Source organism: Ferruginibacter albus, from assembly GCF_020042285.1.
GTDB lineage: Bacteria > Bacteroidota > Bacteroidia > Chitinophagales > Chitinophagaceae > Ferruginibacter > Ferruginibacter albus.
This window is the reverse complement of record NZ_CP083388.1, coordinates 792,755-815,007: the sequence shown is the minus strand read 5'-3', so window position 1 is coordinate 815,007 and position 22,253 is coordinate 792,755. Positions and strand designations below refer to the sequence as shown.

Sequence of the window (22,253 nt, the reverse complement as noted above, 5' to 3'; positions counted from 1 at the left end):
TTAAAAACCTATAACGATTAACGCTACATGAAACACCTCTCCACTTTAACAAGTGTGTTATCACTTGTTATTATCCTTACGTTCTCTAAAGCCAATGCACAACAATCTCTTATTAAGATCACGCAATGGAACTGGAATGCCTATGTGCATTTGCCTGCCAGTTATAACAGCAATCCATCTAAATTATATCCAACAATCATCTTCTTTCCGGGTGTTGGAGAGGTCGGAACTGACGCAAGTTTAGTAATACTCAATGGTCCCGGTGCATACATTGCGCAAGGATGGAATGGCAATGTAAAAGTGGGAACGGATAGTGTTGAATTTATTGTGATCAGCGTACAGCCGGCTCAGTCATGGCCTATCATCGCACAAACACAAGCTGCCATACAAGCTTTAAAAGGACTTTACAGAATTGACCCCAATAAACTTTCTCTTACAGGATTGTCGATGGGCGGTTGGCAAGCTGCTTTATTTGTATCGGGCGATCCGGTAGGAGGTCCATATACTTATGCTTCGCAAGTAGCAAGTCTTGTAAATGTTGAAGGTGTCACGCCTAGTGATAATTCTCCCTACCCTGGTCGCTGGGATAATTATGCTACTACAGGTGGCCGATTGGCATGCTTTGAACAAAAGAACGATTTCAGAGATATGCAGACCTATGTGAATGAAATGAACAAAGTAAAAGCAGGTTCTGCTATTTATACACAAACAAATTTTGGAGATGGAAGTCATTGTTGCTGGGCCTCTTTTTATGGAGGCGGAGGTACGCAACCCACCAATTTCACATTAGATGGTGTATCACAAAATATTTATCAATGGATGGCTAAACAATCTTTGTCATCACAAACAGTGGCGCCAACTGCTGCACCGGTCATTACAAGTGAAACAGCTTTAACAGGAAATGTTAGCTCTGCATTTAGTTATACCATTATCGCATCAAACAGTCCAACCAGTTTTAGCGCTACAGGTTTACCGGCAGGATTGAGCATTAATACTACTACCGGCATCATAAGCGGTACGCCAACAACAACCGGAACATATACTGTTACTATTAATGCTACCAATGTAAAAGGCACAGGTTCTAAAACAATAACAATTACTATTAAATCGGCTATTCCCTCTATTTCAAGCGCTACTTCTGCAACAGGAAAAGTTGGAACAGCATTCAGTTATACTATTACAGCATCTAACACGCCAACCGGTTTTAATGCTACAGGATTACCTGCAGGATTAAGTATTAATACAACCACCGGTGTTATCAGTGGTACGCCAACAACTGCTGCTACATCCAATATTACTATCAGCGCTACGAATGCAGGCGGATCTGATTCAAAAACATTAACCCTGACCGTTAGTCCCGCTGCTCCTGTGATCTCCAGCGCTGCTACAGCTACTGCTACAGTAGGCACCGCATTTAGCTATACTATCACAGCGTCTAACAATCCCACAAGCTATAGTGCAACAAGTTTACCGGCAGGATTAAATATAAATACAACTACCGGTGTTATCAGCGGTACACCTACAACTGCTGCGACATCCAACGTTACTATTAATGCAATCAATGCAGGTGGCACAGGGACAAAAACATTAACCATTACTGTTAATCCCGCAGCTCCGGTTATTTCAAGTGCTGCGACAGCAACAGCTATAATTGGTACTGCTTTTAGTTATTCGATTACTGCTAGCAATACACCAACAAGTTATAATGCAACTGGTTTGCCTGCCGGATTAAGCATAAATACTTCTTCCGGTTTGATCAGTGGAAAGCCAACTACAGCAGGAACATATAATACTACTATCACTGCAACCAATGCGGGGGGGACGGGTACCAAAACATTATCCATTACCGTTAGTAACTCTCTTCCTGCAGCCCCTGCAATCTCGAGCTCAGCTACTGCTACAGCAACTGTTGGCACCTCGTTCAGCTATACAATTACTGCTAGCAATACGCCAACAAGCTATAATGCAACTGGTTTGCCTACCGGATTAAGCATAAATACCTCATCCGGAGTTATCAGCGGAACTCCGACAACAGCAGGCAGTTACGCTGTCACGATCAGTGCAACCAATGCGGGTGGTACTGGCACCAAAACATTATCCATTACGATAAATCCTGCGGCTCCTGTTATTTCAAGCGCTGTTACTGCTGCAGCAACAGTTGGTACAACTTTTAGCTATACTATTACCGCTTCTAACAATCCAACAAGCTTTAACGCTACGGGATTACCGGCAGGATTAAGCGTGAATACTTCTTCAGGCGTTATCAGCGGCATCCCTACAACGGCAGGTACAACTAACGTCTCCATTAGTGCAATCAATGCAGGCGGAACAGGAATAAAAACATTATCCATTACCGTTAGTGTGGCAACTCAATGTACAGGATCTATCATTGTAAATACAAACATTGCTCCCATCTTGGATGGCACTATTGATACAAACTGGGCAAAAGCTCCTGTTACAAGCATAACTAAAACCATCAATGGAACAAAACAAGCTGATTTTGCTGCACAATGGAGAGCAATGTATGATAATACGTATTTGTATGTTTTGGTAGAAGTGAAAGATGCTACCTTAAAAGCGCCACCTTATGGACCTAATACATGGGATGATGATGCCGTAGAACTTTATATTGATGGCAATAATGAAAAATCAACGTCTTATGATGCGAATGACCGGCAATATGGATTTAACTGGGGAGTTACGCCTTCCACTACTGCTATGTATGGTACTGCCAATAGAACAGGAATAGTGTATGCGATACCGACAGTTTCGGGCGGCTATAATCTTGCTGTAAAAATTCCATGGTCAACATTGAGCGTAACACCTTCTGCAGGAAAGCAAATGGGTTTTGACATCAATATTAATGATAATGATGGCGGCAATGCTGATAAAACAAGACAAGCTACTAATTCCTGGTTCTCAACCTCCAACCAGGAATTCACAAACAGCAGCTTATTTGGAACGGCTCCTTTAACGGTTTGCGGAACTGTAACGCCGCCGGCAGCTCCTGTTATTTCAAGCGCTGTGACGGCTACTGCTACAGTGGGCACCTCATTTAACTATGCTATTGCCGCTTCTAACAATCCAACAAGCTTTAACGCTACGGGACTACCGGCGGGATTAAGTGTGAATACTTCTACTGGCATTATCAGCGGAACACCTACTGCAGCCGGAACATCCAATGTTACTATCAGTGCCATTAATGCAGGCGGAACAGGAACAAAAACGCTATCCATCACCGTTAGTAATCCTCCTGCCCCAGTTATCTCAAGTACAGTTACGGCTACAGCTACAGTGGGCACTCCGTTTAGCTATGCTATTACAGCATCCAATAATCCAACAAGTTTTAGCGCTACGGGATTACCGTCAGGATTAAGTATTAATACTTCCACAGGCATTATCAGCGGAACACCTACTGTAGCCGGAACATCCAATGTTACTATAAATGCGATCAATGCCGGAGGTACAGGCACAAAAATAGTAACCATCACCATCAATAATGCGACAGATGCAGCGGGTGTAGTTACCTGCTATAAAGCACCCGGTACTATTACAATTGATGGCAACCTAAATGAAACGGGGTGGAATCTTAATAAATCAATTTCCAAATCTGTAACCGGCACTGTAAATAACACAGCTACGTTTGGCGTACTATGGGATAATAACAATCTTTATATCGGCGCTAAAATCATAGATGCAAATCTTTATAGTGAATCGGCCGATCTATGGAATGACGATGCCCTTGAAATTTATATCGATGCCAATAATAATAAAGCAGCGTCATACGATGGAAAGGATAACCAATTTATCATCGGCTATAATAAAACAACTGCATTTACTAAAACAGCTATTACCGGCTTACAATTTAAAACGGTTGCAATAACAGGCGGTTATACAGTTGAGGTTGCCATTCCATGGTCGCAATTAGGATTAACTCCATCAGCAGGTTTAAGCATTGGCTTTGATGCCGGCAACGACGATGATGATAATGGCGGCGATAGAGACGGGCAAGCTGTCTGGAATGGCACTATCAATAACTATCAAAGCACTGCCGATTTTGGAATACTAACATTAAATGCCAATACTTCAACTATTACAAGTTCACGTCCATCAATAACTGTGATCAGTGATTATAAAGATGTTAGATTAATTCCTAATCCTGCTGTAAATGGAAAACTTACCATTGTTACACAAGGATTATCAGGCAATACATTTTTAGAAATAAGAGATCTGCAAGGAAGGCTGCTCCAACAACTCTCTAAATCGACAGAAGAAGGATCAAGTATAAATTTGAATGTTGTCAGCCTTATAAAAGGAACATACATCTTACAAGTACGAAATAAAGAAACGGTCATAGTCAAAAAATTCCTGGTAGAATAAGCAAATAAAAAAGTGGTCTATGACCACTTTTTTATTTTAGTAACATTACCTATGTTGTTCGTAATAATTTAAAGGGATACTCAATTGCAATGCCTTCATTTCATCAGCAGATAATTTTACATCAATGCTACTTTGCAAAACATCCTCTAGTTGTTGAGAAGTTCTTATACCAATTATAGCGGAAGTAACGGCTGTATTTTGCAACGCAAACTGAATAGCTATTGACGAATTTGACCTGTTACCTGCTATTTCTTTTATCACTTTAGATGCAGCATATACCTGTCTTTCATCGTAGTTCAAATATGCCGTTGCATGCTTATCTACCAATACTCCTTTTGCTAAAACTCCTCTTGCCAAAACACCAATATTATTCTCCTGCAAAAGAGGCAAACAAACTTCTTCAGATCGACGATCCAATAAACTGTATTGTATCATAACACTTACCATGCTACTTTTATTTACATATTCTTTTATCACATTAGGGCGAATAGAAGATATTCCATAATACCGGATCTTTCCTTGTTGTTGCATTAATTCAAACGCTTCAATAACCTCATCAATATTATCATTGATCGTTCCTCCATGTAATTGATATAAATCTATGTAATCAGTTTGTAAGCGCTCTAAACTGTTTTCCACTGCTTTTAATAGATATGATTTGGAAGGATTCCAATTCCAGCCTTCTTCTCCACTTATCCATTCGTTACCGCCCTTAGTAGCAAGAATAATTTTATTGCGTTTATTTTTTACGGCTTTACCGATATTGATCTCGTTAAGTCCACGGTCATATAAGTCGGCTGTGTCAAAATAAGTTATCCCACCTTCAATAGCTTTATTAACCAGGTAATAAAGATCTTCCTGTCCAGGTTTTAACGACATACAACCAAAACCTATCCTGCTTATTTGCATAGACGACTTACCCAACTGTTGATATTGCATTATGAAACGGGGAATGTTTTTACATCATTAAATAGTACAGTAACCTCACATCCATTGCCGGGAGAAGAAGCAATATTCATTTCGCCATTAAATAAAGAAGCTCTTGTGCGCATATTCATCAACCCAACCCCTGAAGATTTTTTTGTTACATCAAAACCAACGCCGTCATCTTTAATAGTTAGAATTACTTTTTCTTCACTGCCGGATAAATGCAGAAAGATGGTTTTTGCATGTGCATGCTTCAAAATATTATTGAATTGTTCTTGTATGATACGATAAATATTAAGCTTTAATTTGTCCGAAATCTTATCTTCATTAAAGTTGCTCCAATTCGGTTCAATAGCAATATTCAGCCCCTTTTTGGTGTGGCTAATAATATTATCGATAGCATCTGTTAATTTTGATTGTGCCAATGATGGTGTGATCAATGAATGCGACAGATCCCTTATTTCATCAATAACCGTATTGATCAATTCATCCGCTGCATTCATAAAGTTGTTATTTTCCGGCGAACTGTTTTTAGCCAATCCAATATATAAACGGGAGCTCGCCAACATCTGGTTTACATTATCATGCAATTCAATACCTATATTTTTTCTATCTTTTTCCTGCGCAGTAATTACGGCTTCTGTAATTTCCTGCTGCTTTTTTATTTTTTCCTCTTCTAATTTTATTTCCAATTGTTTCAATGCTGCCTGTGCCTTTCTTCTTTCGGTAATATTGATCATAGAGCCGATGATCGCTCTGCGTCCTTCATATTGTGTAACACTTCCATATACTTCAAAATTGATGTAGCTTCCATCTTTTCGTACACCGATGGATTCATAATAGACACTTTCTTTTTCTCCTGATAAGCGCTGCTGTACATATAAGTTCACCTTTTCTCTTTCTTCCTTAGCTACTACTGCATCAACAGTAAACGTATTTATCATTTCTTCAGGCGCATAGCCAAAGAATTCTGCAAACCTTGGATTCACATATGCATACTTACCGTTTTGAATGATATACACTCCTACCAGTGATTTCTCCACCAGGCTTCTGAATTTGATCTCTGCTTCCCTTACCGCCATTTCAGCTTCTTTGCTTTTTGTAAGATCAATAGAATACACGGAAATACCGGTTACCTTTCCATCAGTAATTACAGGATTGAATGAGCTTCGATAAAATACTCTTTTACCATCAATTAAATAATCAGCCTCCAGTACTTCTTTGTTTCCTTCCAGCACCTTGTCCAGTATCTTATATCTTTCTGCCCTCACATCATCAGGCAAAAAATGATATACCTTCTCTCCAATTTGCGGACCGCGGTTTGATAAAAAGTAATGTGCCCCTATAAAATTCTGATTAAAGATCACCAATCTTTTTTCTGTATCCACAAGACTTGCATATCCTTCTACATTATCAAAAAAAGCCATTAGCTGCGATTCCCTTTTTTTTATTTCTTCTCTTGCTGTTTTACTTTCTGTAATATTCTCTATTTGTGAAACAAAATAAAGCGGCTTCGATGATGCATCTCTCACTATCGATGCACTAAGATTTATCCAAATAACAGAGCCATTTTTATGGATATACCTTTTTTCCATCGTGTAGTTCGTTATCTCTCCCGTAAGTGTTCTTTGCACTGCATCCAGGTCTTTTTCCAGGTCATCGGGATGTGTAATTTGTTGAAAAGTCAGTTTCAATAATTCTTCTTCAGAATAACCGGTTATTAAGCAAACTTCCTTGTTTATTTTTATCCATTCTCCATTTAATGAAACTATTGCCATACCAATAGCTGCTGCTTCAAACACATTACGGAATCTTGTTTCACTCTCTTCAATTTTTTGCTGCGCTTTTCTAAGTTCTGTTACATCACGGGCTATAGCAACAATGCTGTTCTCATCAAATTTTTTCACATTGGCTTCCACGTTAATGATAAAGCCGCTTCTATGCACCATTCGTCGCTTAGAAAATATTTGTTCTCCTTTCCGGATAAGATCAAACTTAATGGGATTTGCTTTTAGTTCGTCATTGTCCACCAGCGAACCAATATTCATTCGCAACAGTTCTTCTTTTTCATATCCAAAAAGCTTACACAAGCTTGTATTTACATCTAAAAAATTACCCTCAAAGTCGGTTACCATAATAGGATCCGATGCCTGTTCAAACAAAGCCTTATACCTTCTTTCGCTTTCTTTTATTTTATTTTCGGTATCAGCATTGTTCAAATTACGGGAAGTCATTTTCTTATATACCGGCACTAATAAAACCAATGCCGCTATGATGTTAATTACTACACATAGCATAAAGGAGAATGTATTCATTAGTACCAGGATGTACAAACATATATTTGTAGCGCCAAAACCCATATCAATTGTAAAAATTTAGATTTTGCAGGAGGAATGTAAGATAAATCAACTATACATAAAACACAAAACTCCTTTTATTAAGGAGTTTGTACAAAATGATTAAAAATATAAACAGGTTGAATTATAATGTTTACAAGGGGGGAGGGTTTAGTAAGCAGGTCATGGAATTTTAAAGCGAGATAATCCGCTAGCACAAAAGTGAGCCCAAAAAACTATTTGGAATATAGATTTTTTTTTAGTTTTTTGTAGAAAATTAGCTACAAGGGGTAATTACTTGAACAGAGAAAACCAGGCAAATGAGAAAATTCTTATTAATTGATGATCATGAGGTGGTGAGGGCAGGCATTAAAAATGTGCTGCTGGAGCTGTTTAAGCCCTGTATTATTTATGAAGCCAATAATGAAGAAAGTTCCATAAAATCTCTAAAGCAAAGAAATTACGATCTTATTTTGATGGACATCCAGATGCCTGACACCAATTCACTAGGGTTAATGGAGCATATTAAAGTGCATTACCCTGACGCTCGAGTACTGATATTTTCTATGGGCGCTGAAAATATTTATGCCAAGCGGTTCATACAGGCAGGCGCTATGGGTTTTATTTCCAAAAACTCAGGCTTGAGCGAATTAACAAAGGCAATTGACCTGGTATTAAAAGGTCGTAAATATATCAGCAATAGTTTAGCAGAACAATTTGCAAATGAATTAGGAGGTAATAGCAGTGCTACCGATAATCCGTTCAGTAAATTAAGTCCGCGGGAATTTGAAATTGTTTCTTTACTTACCAAGGGGAAAACGCTCAGCGAAATATCAGAATATCTAAATATCAATACTTCAACAGTAGGAACTCACAAGGCACGTCTTTTTGAAAAACTGAATGTAAAAAACATTGTAGAACTTATAGAAGTAGGAAAATTATACAATATTGAATAACTAGTGTACTCCTAACGGTTAGCCATAAGCGCTAACCCTGTTTACTTTTTCCCTGTCATTATCATTTAAGTGTTTATACCAGCGGCTTACCAGATCGTATTGCAGCAAAAAGGTTTTTAAATTGTCGTACAGGCAGGAAGGAATTTCATATCTGTACCCGGCTTCAATAATCGTGTAGTTGTTACTTTCTTTATTGAATTTAATGATCTCGAAATTCATCGGGCGAATATTAATGGTTAAAATAGTTACTATTTGAAAACGATACTGTTTGAAAGTTATTACCCAAATACAGTAAACCACAAAAAATAGCGTAGTTTCACTTTGACAAATATCAAACCCATTAAAAATCAATGTATTAAATAACACTTTATCGAATCAAAATCACGTTACCTTTCTTTTGTACCGGAACTCCGGAATAGTTAATTCCATCTGCTATCCAAACATAATTACCCGGATTTTGCATCTCTCCGTTAAAAGTACCATCCCATCCTTTACCTATATTATTTGTTGAAAAAACTATTGCTCCCCAGCGGTTATATATCCTGAATGAACTTAACGATCTAATCCCTAAAGCAATTGGTTTAAATACATCATTCAAACCATCACCGTTAGGCGTAAACGCAGTTGGCACATAAATATCTGCCGGCACATCGTATATCTTTATATGAATATATGCTGAATCACTACAGCCGACAGCATCTATACCTTTAACCATATAGGTCATACTATAAATGCCTGTACCGATAGTAGCAATGGGATTGGCAATAGTGGTATTATCTAAATAAAACGATGGTGTCCATGTAAATTGATTTGGAAACAGATCGCTAGTGGTAGCTTGTAATTGAAGCGGTTGATTGGCAACAATGACAGTATCATTACCGGCACTCACTTTAAACGGAGGAACTACATTTACCAGAAATGTATCTGTAAGTATATTTGGGCAACCGGTATTTTGTACGCTTAATACATAGCCTGTTGTTTGTCCCGGGAATGCAGTTACATCTATAACATAAGGTGTGGTGTTAACGATACCGTTCCCATAATTCCGCAATGAATTTACAGGAGACCAGGAATAGCTTGTGCCGGTGGTTATCACAACATGTGTTAGAGCTGAATCGCCATAACATATATTTGCTTCTTCAGGCTGAATCGTTGCTGCAGGAAATGCCGCAGGAAATAATTTAACGGAAGCAATAGCACTGGTATCATTATTACAAACTCCGTTCTTTACAATAGCTCTATAGCTGGTTGAAAGAATTATATTGCCCACACTATAGGTTGAACTTACATCGGGTGGATTAACGTTTGTCCAGTTAATGCCATTGGTAGATGATTGCCATGCAAGAACATTGCCCAGGTTACCTGTCAGCGTTAAAACATTATTAGTGTTTTGACCATTGCAAACATTAGAATTTGCAGGATCAATAGCCCCCCCTACACTTTTTTCATCAACAGTAATAGTAACCGTATTGGTTGAATCGACAGTGCAGGCGGATGAATTTTGGACAACAGCTTTATAAACAGTAGTAGAGGTTAAGTTTTGTGCAATTAAGCTGTTACCCGTATTGTTTATACTCGTCCAGTTTGCTCCGTTATCTATAGAGGCTATCCATTTTAAAACAGATCCGCTGTTGCCGTTTAATGTTAATTGCGTTGAATTATTTCCTGTACAAACAGTATTATCGCTGCCTACAACACCAGCTACCGTTGGAGAAGAGGTAGTAACTTGTTTAATACTTTGAAGGTCGGCACAACTGTTTTTTTCTCTAACCGATACAGCGCCGCTTTGACTACCAACTTTAACTGTAATAATATTTGTGTTTGCCCCTGAAATAATCGTCCAACCCGGAGGAACAGTCCACTGGTAGGTTGCATTGGCCAATGCAGGTACAGAATACATTATTGTGGTACCGGTACAGGCATTGGTATTCCCACTTATAGCTAACCCGTTGCAGGTGTTTCTTATAGCCACATAGGCATAAGCAAAATGGCCGCCCGGTACGCAATTATCTACTTCAAAGGTTAGTGCTACTTGCTTACCTCTGTATCCGGAAAGATCGAAAGTGACTTCTGTCCAGCCCTTTGCCCATACATCATATAAATGCTGTGCATTAGGATTGTCAGAATTAGGATCGGGATTAGGAGACGGCAACCTGCTGGGTGAAAAACCATTTTCTATGGCAGTAGCACTGTCAAGCGTTGCGCCACCACCATTAGTTGAGTTATTAAATGTTGGTAAATAATAAGCCGGCGATGCACAGGTGATGATACTATCCGGTGTATTTAAAGTAGCGCTGAAAAGAGGTTGTTCTGAGGAGTTATGTGTCCCATTTTCCAATACCATAGCATAAGCATATGTCATTGTATAAGGAACCAACGCTGAACCCGGCGGCACATTTATGATATAACTTACACCCCTGATATAGCCTCCGGGAGGAGGATCATTTTGCCTGCTTTTTCTTGTTATGGAAGTAGAACCAATGGTTACTGAATAATCATATGAATAACCGTTTATAGTAGGTATCTTATCAAAGCCACCATATATATCCGTTCCGTTAGTGGTATTTACAGTAATACCTTTTACTTGTGGAAGTGTGTATTCCGGAATGTATGTTGCACCAATAGTTCCGGCAGGTGCTGCAACGGTGGAATCGTATGTTTGCTTTATAGCAGAAAGTCCGTTGCCATGCTGATTATTACCCGTATAGGCAAACCAATGAGTAATATCTCCGAAAGAAAAATTTACATTAGCCGGGCATACCTGCCCTTGTACCTGTATTATAAAAAAAATGAGTAGCCCCGCTAAAACGTATTTCATCTGTGTTTCCCGTTAAAATGGATAGTGAACAATCATAAAGATTCCTTAACTCAATGATTTGCTCCACAAAGCAAGCACTTTTATGGAATATTTCTGCAAAGAGTTTCCTTAACGGGTTGTTAGAAAGATTAAATGCTGTCTTCTTTTTTTATTAGATTGAAATTTACTATCAGCTCACAACCTGCACCAGGCTTAGTATTGATGATCACAGAACCGTTATGCAATGCTGCTCTTGATGAAATATTCTGTAGGCCCACACCTTCTTTTTTTTGTGATAAAGAAAAGCCTACCCCGTCATCTTTAATAAATAATTGTAACGTATTGTGAGTTTGTTTCAACGTAATTAATACGGCAGAGGCTTTTGCGTGTTTCAATATATTATTCAGTTGCTCCTGTACAATACGGTAAATCGTTAGTTTAAGCTCCCGTTCAATTTTATCTTCTTTTAACTCGCTCCACTCTGTTTTAATTTTTAAGATATTTACAAGAGAGATGTTTACCACAATCGATTCCAATGCATCTGCCAGTGTAGCTTCTAGTGAAGGCGGCGAAAGGGTTTTAGAAAGCCTACGTATTTCACGAATGGCAGACATGATAAACTCCTTACTATCTTTTATCAATATCATTCGCGAGCTTTCATTTACCAACGACGTATCTAAATAAAGATAAGCAGTGGCCAATATCTGGTTTATATTATCATGCAATTCAGCTCCCAGATAAGCTCTTTCTTTTTCCTGTGCGATAATAGCTGCCTGGGTGATTTCTTTTTGCTTTTGTATACGTTCCTGTGTTAATTTTTTTTCTAACATAACCTTCTCCGTTATGTCTGTTGCCATATTAAGTATAACAGAGTTGTTATTATAAATGATCTTTTGAGAAGAGATATCAGCATATACCATTTTACCTTGCTTGGTAATATGCCTCCATATGCCCGATTGCTTAAAATGTTCGTACCTGATTATTTTCTGAGTTAATTTTAATAAGCGTTCACGATCATTAGGGGGGCAAATATCTGCAGCATTCATGCCCAACAACTCAGCTCTTGAATATCCTGATAATTTAACGGCAGCATCATTTACATCTACAATTTTCAGGTCATTGAGCTTCCATATAAAAATAGCCAATGGAGAATTTTCAAATAGAAGACGATAAATTTCGTCCGGTTTACTTTTATGTGGTTGTGATGGAATCAATACAAGACTTTCTGTAGCTGGTTCTGCGTAATATTGAACTTCAGGTTTAGAAACCATTTCAATATAGCCGGGTTTCTCCTGGGTTTGGGCAAGTCTTTTCTTGTATGAACGTTTCTCCATACGGTACTGGTTAAGATTAAAAAATAAGTCCTGTTGTTGCTATAGAACGCAATCTATCTTTATTTATTTGATAAAAATCAATTTTTTTATTTTTTTATGTTCAAAGGAGTTATTTAAAATCAAAAGGAGCAGAATATTCTGCTCCTTTATTTTATTATATTTATTTGATAATTAGTTTTTTATAAAAGAAAGTCTCGTTTTATACCCGTTTTCTTCCAGCACATTAATAAAATAACTACCCGACTGCAATCCCGTAACCGGTATTGAAATAATATTGGTTCCATTAACCAATTTTTGCATTACCATTTGTCCTGCACTATTCAGAACTTTTATCTGCGCATTGGAAAAATTGCTGCCTGCTTTAATAGTAACAATATTGCTTGCAGGATTAGGATATAATCTTAAGGAGATCGTATTATCCATATCAATCATCTTGACAGAGCTATAGGTAAAATTGCCATTCTTATCAATGATCTTGATACGATAGTAATTTTTTCCGTTGTTTGTTGATGCGTCGAAATAATTATAAGTACCACCGGTAGTTTCATTTCCCGAGCTTTGAGAAGATCCAACAGGAATATAATTTATACCGTCGCTGCTTCGCTCTATTTCAAATCCGGAGGTATTGATCTCTGTATATGTTTTCCAGTTTATCATCACTCCATTATTAGAAGGTTCAAGAATGATTGACAATCCCGTAACAGGCAATACAATAGTATTACCTCTTTTGAATTGAAGCATCCACTCATATACATTTAGTCCATTTTCCCGGTAATTCAGATCATATGTCTGTGTCCATGCATCATGATAATTCTGATTAAAGATGGTCATTTTAGCCAAAGGATTAGGAGGTGATGGAGCGCTATTAATTTCGCTAACATAATCTTCTGTATAACTAACCGGCACAGTAGGATCACCACTATTATGTGTTGCCCAAACAGCGATATTTCCTTTTGCTATATTATTGGCGTGAGTCACATCCGGCCAAGAGGCTCCCGAAATAGGTACAATAGCTGCCAACCTGCTTGCAGTAGCTACGCTATTACCTGCATAATCCCAAACAGCACCGCCGCCCATGCTTAAGCCGGTAAGATAAATTCTTGTTACATCCACTCTATAATGTCCCATTGCATAGTTAATAAAGCTATCTAATGTAACCGGCGTAGGCCATTGCGTAAACTGGGGAGATAAAACGATGAAGCGAAAAACCTGACCGTTAACAGTAAAGGATTCCGGGAATGTTCCATTATTGATCTGCATTGGTGGGCCGTTACGCAAAACATAAGGTAATTGTGATGGACTGCCATCTCCCAATTCTCCTAACCCATGCATGAAGATCAATAAAGGATATGCCCTACCACTGGTTGAATACCCGGTGGGAAGATATTCGTAATATCCGTTTGACATAGACGAAGTTGTTACATACTGTGGAGTCTGTACCTGTGCTGCTGCTGTAATTGAAATAATCGAAAATAGGGCAAACAGAACTCCGGCTGCGAAATTCCGCGTAAGGGGGTAAATAGGTGTCAAAATCGTTAAACTGTTAGCTTCTAAGTGTAAATTGTTAGCGCACAATGTAAGCAAGATTTATGCCATTGTTTAAAACAACAATTACCAATAGTCAAATAATAAAGCGCTTCATTGCTGAAGCGCTTTATCATATTTTACTTTACAAGAGCTATTTGGTCGTTACACTTATTTTTCTTTTTTGCATCTTTTTAAACAATATAAATGCAAAACCAATTGCCAGTGCCAGAAAAAACAAATTCATCGTATCATCAAACGGAACAGCCAATGTATGGTTATCGGGATTTTGTCCATTATTTGGCGGTGGAGGTGTTTGTGCATAGGTTGCTGCCGGCAATAAGCATACACTTAACAATAGTATTAATACTGATTTTTTATAAATGGCTACTTGTTTTATTATTTGGTTCATGATCAAACTTTTAATCGGTTATAAATGGAACTATTTAGTTATTATTTTTTGTGAGTAGATCGTTTTATTCGGACTTACTACTTCCAACTGATAAACGCCTTGTGCCAATGTATTTCCGGCATTTATAACTTTGGTTGAACTTCCTCCGGCATGATCTATTTGTGTGCTGAAAATTTCCTGTCCTGTTATAGTGGTAAGCTTAATTGCATATTTACCTGAAGGTTGATTAATTAATTGCAATCCTAATTGCTTGCTGCCGGTGAAATATCCTTTTATTGAAGAAGCAGTTGCGGTTGCCACTTTCACTATATCTGTATAGGTTACTTCTCCCGATAAGCTGATACTTTTAACACGATAAAAAACAGCACCCGTTGCAGTATTGGCATCTGTATAATTATAAGTAGTTGTATTGTCAGATGCATTTACTGTACCTATAGCTGTAAAGCTATAACCATTCACTGAGCTTTCTACAACATATTGTTTGATCCCAGTCTCGTTGCTAACGCTCCACATTACATCAACACCTTTGCTGTTTTTAGCCGCAGTAATGCTTGTAAATCTTACTGGCACCGGTGAAGAAATATTATCGAACACTACGCTGAAACGATCGGCTGCCGAAGAAGCTGCATCAGAGGTAACCGTAAAGCTAACAGTAGTTTTATCTAACAAACTAACAGGTGTTTTTGTACCCAAATAATTATCCAGAAGATAAGCTGTTACACCGCTAAATCCTGTAGGAATAAATTCAAACTGGTACTGCTGTTGCTTTACGTTATTCATTGCATAGAAAAGAGTATCCGTAGTAGCAATTGCCTGGCGACCTTCTACCCACAATATTTTTCCGTTTTCAGCAATACCTAAATTTTCTCCCACGTTCGGAAATTTTACCACATCATTTACATCGATCGCATTAGAATAATTAGCATTGAACGCTACTACGTTCTCGTCTGCCAATGTTGAAGCACTTACAGTATTAGCATATAAATTGGTTATTAACTGACCAGCAGACTCAGTACCAACAGGACGAAATACCGCATTTACCTGCGCTCCCGTTTTACTGTTCTCCGTTAAGGTAACATTGCCCGAAGCATTGGTTGCATGTACAAAAAATGCCTGGCCTGCTTCGATAGTTGTATTGGTTGCGCTTCCATAGCTACCGCCGCCGGGTACCGGCATCCATGCCGGAGTGGTAGTAGAGCTAAATGTTTGATAATGTCCCAATGAACCGCCCAATAACAATTTAGGATCCCAAACAATAAATGAATTATCGATGGAAGCATCTTTATTTATTGCAGTAAAATCAATAGAAGACACATATTTATTCCCTAACAGTGTATACTTGTTTGCCGGTATGCTTGTCTGCTGATTTCCTTCAAATAAGCTACCTGCTGTACGTAATGTAGTAGAGCTTACTGTAGACGTACTGCTTGACGGGCTAACAGTTCTATCGCCACGAATGTATATGAAATAACCCTGTTGCGCTGCGATCGGACCTAATGTTGATGTTGCTTCATCCCAGCTATTATTACTTTGATTGTATGATAATAGAGAACCATAGTTTTGCAGTGCATCAAACCCTTTGGAAGCCCAGTCTGCATTGTTGGATGGTCCGGCAGTAATAATAGTTCCTAAGCCCAAAACACTCGCCTGTCCTTCCTGCCATGATTCATTTATAGATTGTGTTGTTTGTGTTGGAATTGATAACATTCTCCATTCTCTTGTTCCATTGCTTGGAATAAAACGCTCTACAGTAACAGCACCGGAAACGTACGTATTGCCGGATGTATTTGATTTCACATATGCGGCGCCGTTAGCATCAGAAGCCAACGTCAATAAACTACCGGTAGTTAACACCCCAGTTGTACTTCCGCTATTCTTAACTTCCAGGCTACCTGTTGGCGCTATTCTTAAAGCAGTTGCCAATGTTGCAGCAGCACCGCTGTTAAGTGTTAAATTTTGTAATTGTGCAGCGCCTGATGTAAAGCTTATATTACCTGCAGTACCTGTTATAGTTAAGTTAGATGTAGAAGAGCCGGACAATGTTCCTGTTCCACTAACAGCGCCGCCTATACTAAGTGTATTACCGTTTAATGAAACAGTTGAACTTCCGTTGATAGCTATATTACCTACTGCTATATCAGCATTTAATATTGGTTTAGGAGTAGCGCTTGCCAATATTACAGCATCTGATGAACTGCTGTTTGGTGCTGCACCACAAGACCAATTGGCTGCGGTATTCCAGTCACTTGCAGTACCTCCTACCCATTTATTTTTTCCATCCAGGTCTGCATCAGCAAAAACAATTGCGGTTGCGCCACCGGTTGGATTGACTGTGGAACCTGCACCTGTCCATGTTCCATCTTCACTAACACCTACACAATAAACAATATCTGCTGTTGCTAATGTTCTTTGTTCTATTCTTCTGATACCATTTGCATTATTATTTGGAACAATTGTACCGAATGCCCCTGTAATGCCTTCCACACCTGAATTGTAGAATGATGCATAACTATTCGCAGTTGTATTGGCAGAACCATCCGACTCAATAAATGAAGCCGCTAAAGGACGTCCGCTACCGGTGATATTATCATACAATAAAATAAAATTCTTTGCAGTTGCAGATGAGAATGTTCCTCTTAATGCCGTTCCATTATTAGCTCCTGCGCTTGCTGCAAAATTGATCACGTGAACAGTGTTGGTAGTAGTTAAATAAGTAACTGCAGAAGAGCCGCCTGCACCATCATTTAAAATTACTCTCATGTAAACATCATTTCCCGGTGTGAACCTTGCATTCCCCGTAGGTTCTGTAATAAACCATCCTGTATAATTACCGGATGCATCAGTAGTGAATGTTCCAAAATTACCGGCAGATGAAAGGCTTGGTCCGCTTGAACGGACAAAGCCACCGGCACCCGCATAGATAGCATTACCGGCACCAGCAGTTGTTGGCCCATCAGCAGAAGTAACTACCTGGTTTATGTATTTGTAGGTTGAATTAGGCAACAACCCTGTAATAGCCATGCGATATGAATATGGAACACGTGTTGAGTTAGTTGAAGAATTACCCTGCATATACGAAGGCAAAATAATTTCTGTCGCAGATAAAGGATTAATGATATTGAATGAACTGCTTGTTACATTCCAATCCAGTGTTCCTGTGCGCACTGCCGTTAATGTAAGGTTGGTTCCGATAGCAGTATGTACCAGGTCAAAACTTGCTGTTCCTTGTGATGCAGCAACATCCACCAGAGTTCCTGATAAAGAACCTGATGAGGTAATTCTTATTGAAGAAGAAAAATCTATATCAATATTGCCATTAGCATCTGTTGCTGCAACTACTACGGAAGGTGTCATTGTTGCATTTACAGCTGTTGTAACAGGTTGCGTGGTAAATGCAAGCTTGGTAGCTACAACAGAAATAATATTGGTATTAAATGAGAATGTAGGATCAGAACTTACCTCCTGCCCTTGCGCTACCTGGCTACCGCCATTAATGGTGATACCACTGCTTTGCAAATCGAAAATAAATTCCTGTCCTTCTAGTGTACTTTGTAATGCAGAACCTAAAGAAGTTTTAAGCCATATTTTTAATGAATACGTTTTAATGCCGTTATCAGCTATATAACCTAAAGTATTGGTTGTATTTGGTATGCTGCTAAATGTTAAAGAGCTTGTTCCAATTGCACTTGCAGTAATAGTATTCGTTCCATCTGTTAATACAGCACCTGCAATTACTGCGCTCCAGTCTGCAACAGTATTTCCTCCACCTGCATTAATAACAACCTGAGAAATTTGTGTAGCAGAAGCATCAGTACCCGGAGATTCGCCATCGTCTGTAACAGTAAAATCAAAATTTGCAGTTGCTGCAACTTGTGTATTTGTTATAGATGATATGGTAGTTGGTTCTGTACCTGCGCCATTGGTAATAGTAGTTGTTCCTGAAATTTGTTGAATGGTTTGCAAGTTGCTTGCAGCCACCGGATCAGTGCCTGTTTTAGTGGCATTAAAGAAACCGATATTAGAAAATGCTGTACCGCTGATACCTACTGTATTGAAAGGTTGTGCGCCACTACTGATGCTTGCAGTAGCCACGATATAATAAGTGGTGCCAGATGTTAAAGAATAAATACCGCTTGCTGATAATGTTCCTCCACTTGCAATAGAAGTAAAATCTCCTCCTAATTGTGTAGCGCCGGCAATGCTTGTAGCACTGGTACTTAACCAAAGTCTGAAATTATCTACATCTGATGCACTGTATGTACCGGCTGTATTAACTGAAACACCAGTAAGATCTTCATTTGCACCGCTGTTAAAACTTAACTGCACAGCACCGATAATAGTATTGGTAACTCCTTGTAAAACATTACCTGCAGCTGGATGATCAGCTGCAATGGCAATTGACGGAACCGAAGTTGCCGCAACAGGTGCAAATGCTACACCTTTAATTGTTGCGCTAGACGTAGCGGTATATAAGGTAACATTGTTTCCTGTAGTAATATTGATAGCGGAATTGTATCCCGCTGCATCAAATAATTTTATCACTGAATTGTTAGCAGTGGTACCAACGCCGGTAGATACATATAAGTTAGCGCCACCACCCGATTTTTCCGCAGCTAAACCAAAGCCTCCAAAGCTGGTTGTATAAGTTCCGTTAGCAGTCCAGCTACCGCTAACTAAAGAGTATTTATTAATGGCTCCCGTTGTTGCATTGGTATTATCTACTGTATACAATATATCATACGTATTATTATTTGCTGATGATATTAAATAAAAATCCTGGAAGGCATTATCAGCAGGCACACCGAGCAAAGCAGTAAGCGTGCCGCCTGATGGAGCAGATATTGTATTCACCGCTATCGCAGTTGCACTTTGCTGACCAACATATACTATACCGCCAAATGCTTTTGGACTGCGTAAGTTACCAGTAGGGCTTGCTGTAGTTGTTCCATTTGTATATAGTCCGGACTGGTCTGCCATCCAAAAACGGGCAGAGTTATCTAACTCTGTTGCACCTCTTACCTGTTGGCCGGATGTTCCTGTATATGTTGCCTGCAATGTATATGCAGCTGCAGCATTCAATGTTCCCACACCACGTGTTATAAATGTATTGGCATTTCCACTGGTAGTAGTTCCGTTAAAGCCCGCTATACACAATAATGTTTTATCGTTATTGTTTGCAAGGTATCCCATAGAAGCTGCGCTTGCTGAAAAACGCAAAGCACCTGCACCGGATGTTCCGTTAATTGCGAATGTATTTACAGGATTTGAACCGGGCGTTGAAGTATTTAACTCTACTATGCTACCAGTTGTGTTGTTTGAACTTGCAGATGCCATCAACAATACAGCCAGATTACCTGAGGTAAAAGAAGGATCGCTTATTACTATATTTCCGCTGGTAGCAGAAGTAAGCGAACCTGAAGTGGTTGATAAAGTATAAGTACCGGCGGTACTGAATGATAAGCCAGTAAATGTTGCCACACCTGCAACAGCCGCATTGGTTAATGTTCCGCTTAATGTTCCTGAACCCGATGCTTTTGCTATAATGATATTGCTTGTATAGTTTACATCAACTGTGTTGTCGGGTCTTCTGGCTTCCACCGTAAACGAAGCAATGGCATTACCGGTTGTACCGCTGGAAGGAACACTTACCAATGTAAGATGATCTGCAACATCCAGCACCGTAAATGTAGCACTTGTTGCAGCCGTTAATGCATCACCCGAAGTTCTGGTGGCAGTTACACTTACGCCGGATTCTGCTTTATTATACGTTACGTTTGATATCGTTACAGAACTCGAACCTGCGTTAATCGTTCCCGTTAGTGTTCCACCTAAATTACCTGTACCTGAAGCTAATGAAAGCTGAACACCTGTATTGCCTGTAACATTTGTAGCATTACCACTGCCATCCTGCGATTGAATGGTTACTGAAAAACTATTGTTTTTTAGCGGGCTTGATGGTGTTATACTTGTTACAGCTAATTTAGTGGGCGTTACAACAGCGCCTGTAATAGTAAGTGTATTTCCTGCTGGAGGGGTAGCTCCTATAGTAACCCAACTGCTGCCTGCATTCACAATATTGGTAGTATAACCTACACTGTTTAAAGTTTGATTAGAAACGATAGAAGGAATGAAAGTATGTGTGTTTCCGGAATTAGAAACATCACCAATTACAAGAAAATTTTTATTGCCTGATTGAGAGATATAAGAAGAAAGAGAAATAGAAGCAAATGTAATATTGCTTCCTGCTACAGTACCTGTTGATAATACAGTTTCACCTCCATCAAAAACACCATTCCCATTCGCGTCATCAATCAATCTTAAATTACTTATTTCATTACCGGTGCCAATAGTTGCTGTACCACTTTGATTTACGATAACCTTTTTTAACGTTGAGTTACCTTCATCAGCGTTTACATTGAATTGAAATAATACCACGTTGCTTGTTCCTGTAGTAATCGCACCTGCTGCCGGGGTGTTACTTCCTAAACTTACTGTTTGTTTAATAGGTGTAAAAGCAAGTTGTTTAAACGCATTGGTTCCTGTTCCGGAAGCCGTTGCAAGCGTGCTAGTTGTTATTGCTCCGGTGCCATTATCACTTCCTTTTACAAGTGTTGTAGTGTTACAAGCATATATTATTGCACCATTTGCTCCCGTGCTAAATGAATAATTAGACCAATCCACTGCTAAACCCGTAACACCACTTAATGAGAATCCTGTTGATGCAGCGCTCCATGATCCTCCGCTATACGAACCTGCACTGTAGGAACCACTATATGTCCAGCGTGAAATTGCGCCTGTTGCGCTATTGGTATACAGCGTTAAAAAATCAGGACTTATTGCAAAGCCATATGCCCCTGTGGAAGGACTAGCAAGAATAGTAGAAGTAGTCCCATTACTTGTAGGCTTACCTGTACCCACCTGATAAACTCCCTGAGTACCTGAACCAGTACTAAAGTATAATTGGCTATTAAAAATATTTGCAGTTCTTGTGTTTGTTGAAGTTGCTGAAACCGTAACAACCGTTGTGCCGTTTGTAGTATAGAGAATACCCTTGCTACCTCCTGTTACCCAAAAGTTTGTTCCATCATCACTTGTTGCGCCTCTGTAATCGTTACTGCTGGAAAACCAATTAGACGTTCCTGTAATACCATTTAATATTGTACCGCTTCCACTTACAGGACGAACAGCGCATAAAGTAAAAGCAGAATTTGCATCTCCAACATTTGCCGACCATCCGGGCACCAATATATATCTTCCGTTTTCAGAACGGGATATAGCACCGTTTGATGAGGTACTTCCTCCGGAAACAATTTTAGATGTTCCTGTTGTTGGAAGAGAAATAACTGATACCGGAGATTGTCCTGTGCTTGTTGTATTATACTCGTCAAGCTCAATTTGTGAGCCATTTGAACCACTGTAATTGGCATTTTTGAACACGACTAAGTTGCCGTCGGTAAATTGTGCTTTACTATGCTGTGGCATTAAAAAAATCAAAGCTGTAATAAGACCGGCAATAATTAATTTCAAACGCTTTGCAATTACGTTAGCAGATTGAGTAGAAGTTTGCTTCACTGATAGTTATTTTGG

At 39.0% G+C, this 22,253-nt stretch carries 10 protein-coding genes; 2 read left to right on the top strand and 8 right to left on the bottom strand.

Translation table 11 applies throughout. The features are described from left to right. Positions 1–27 precede the first annotated feature (27 nt). The gene (locus K9M53_RS03620; RefSeq protein ID WP_224018084.1) at positions 28–4,380 is read left to right on the top strand and encodes a putative Ig domain-containing protein; all 4,353 of its coding nucleotides are present in this window, start codon (positions 28–30) and stop codon (positions 4,378–4,380) included. 45 nt (positions 4,381–4,425) lie between these two features. On the opposite strand, the gene K9M53_RS03615 is transcribed toward K9M53_RS03620, so the two are convergent. After that, the gene (locus K9M53_RS03615) at positions 4,426–5,319 is read right to left on the bottom strand and encodes an aldo/keto reductase (RefSeq protein WP_224018082.1); all 894 of its coding nucleotides are present in this window, start codon (positions 5,317–5,319) and stop codon (positions 4,426–4,428) included. Next, a complete protein-coding gene (locus K9M53_RS03610) occupies positions 5,319–7,622 on the bottom strand; it encodes a PAS domain S-box protein (protein WP_224018080.1) in 2,304 nt (767 codons plus the stop codon). Before K9M53_RS03610 ends, K9M53_RS03615 begins: the two co-directional genes overlap by 1 nt. Before the next feature lie 341 nt (positions 7,623–7,963). On the opposite strand from K9M53_RS03610, the gene K9M53_RS03605 reads away from it, so the two are divergent. Further along, entirely contained in the window at positions 7,964–8,599 is a 636-nt protein-coding gene (locus K9M53_RS03605) for a response regulator (protein WP_224018078.1), read from the top strand. An 18-nt stretch (positions 8,600–8,617) separates the two neighbouring features. Here K9M53_RS03605 and K9M53_RS03600 read toward each other — a convergent pair whose 3' ends face one another. The 6 genes from K9M53_RS03600 to K9M53_RS03575 all read right to left on the bottom strand — a co-directional run bounded on the left by K9M53_RS03600 (position 8,618) and on the right by K9M53_RS03575 (position 22,238). Next, a complete protein-coding gene (locus K9M53_RS03600; protein ID WP_224018076.1) occupies positions 8,618–8,899 on the bottom strand; it encodes a hypothetical protein in 282 nt (93 codons plus the stop codon). 67 nt (positions 8,900–8,966) lie between these two features. Continuing rightward, complete coding sequence (locus K9M53_RS03595) at positions 8,967–11,417, bottom strand: T9SS type B sorting domain-containing protein (protein WP_224018074.1); 2,451 nt, start codon at positions 11,415–11,417, stop codon at positions 8,967–8,969. A 128-nt stretch (positions 11,418–11,545) separates the two neighbouring features. Then, a complete protein-coding gene (locus K9M53_RS03590; protein ID WP_224018072.1) occupies positions 11,546–12,730 on the bottom strand; it encodes a PAS domain-containing sensor histidine kinase in 1,185 nt (394 codons plus the stop codon). A gap of 171 nt (positions 12,731–12,901) precedes the next feature. Beyond that, positions 12,902–14,137 carry a T9SS type A sorting domain-containing protein gene (locus K9M53_RS03585; RefSeq protein ID WP_224018069.1) on the bottom strand — a complete coding sequence of 412 codons (1,236 nt, stop codon included), beginning with the start codon at positions 14,135–14,137 and terminating at the stop codon, positions 12,902–12,904. A gap of 271 nt (positions 14,138–14,408) precedes the next feature. Beyond that, on the bottom strand, positions 14,409–14,666 hold the full coding sequence (locus K9M53_RS03580) for a hypothetical protein (RefSeq protein WP_224018067.1): 258 nt from the start codon (positions 14,664–14,666) through the stop codon (positions 14,409–14,411). 30 nt (positions 14,667–14,696) lie between these two features. After that, positions 14,697–22,238, bottom strand: coding sequence for a beta strand repeat-containing protein (locus K9M53_RS03575; RefSeq protein ID WP_224018065.1), 7,542 nt, complete (start codon positions 22,236–22,238; stop codon positions 14,697–14,699). Between the last annotated feature and the right edge of the window lie 15 nt (positions 22,239–22,253).

Excerpts from the sequence above, each read along its gene's own strand:
- K9M53_RS03595 (WP_224018074.1), bottom strand. The coding sequence starts at position 11,417 with ATGAAATACGTTTTAGCGGGGCTACTCATTTTTTTTATAATACAGGTA.
- K9M53_RS03620 (WP_224018084.1), top strand. The coding sequence starts at position 28 with ATGAAACACCTCTCCACTTTAACAAGTGTGTTATCACTTGTTATTATC.
- K9M53_RS03580 (WP_224018067.1), bottom strand. The coding sequence starts at position 14,666 with ATGAACCAAATAATAAAACAAGTAGCCATTTATAAAAAATCAGTATTA.
- K9M53_RS03590 (WP_224018072.1), bottom strand. The coding sequence starts at position 12,730 with ATGGAGAAACGTTCATACAAGAAAAGACTTGCCCAAACCCAGGAGAAA.
- K9M53_RS03585 (WP_224018069.1), bottom strand. The coding sequence starts at position 14,137 with ATGTCAAACGGATATTACGAATATCTTCCCACCGGGTATTCAACCAGT.
- K9M53_RS03605 (WP_224018078.1), top strand. The coding sequence starts at position 7,964 with ATGAGAAAATTCTTATTAATTGATGATCATGAGGTGGTGAGGGCAGGC.
- K9M53_RS03615 (WP_224018082.1), bottom strand. The coding sequence starts at position 5,319 with ATGCAATATCAACAGTTGGGTAAGTCGTCTATGCAAATAAGCAGGATA.
- K9M53_RS03610 (WP_224018080.1), bottom strand. The coding sequence starts at position 7,622 with ATGAATACATTCTCCTTTATGCTATGTGTAGTAATTAACATCATAGCG.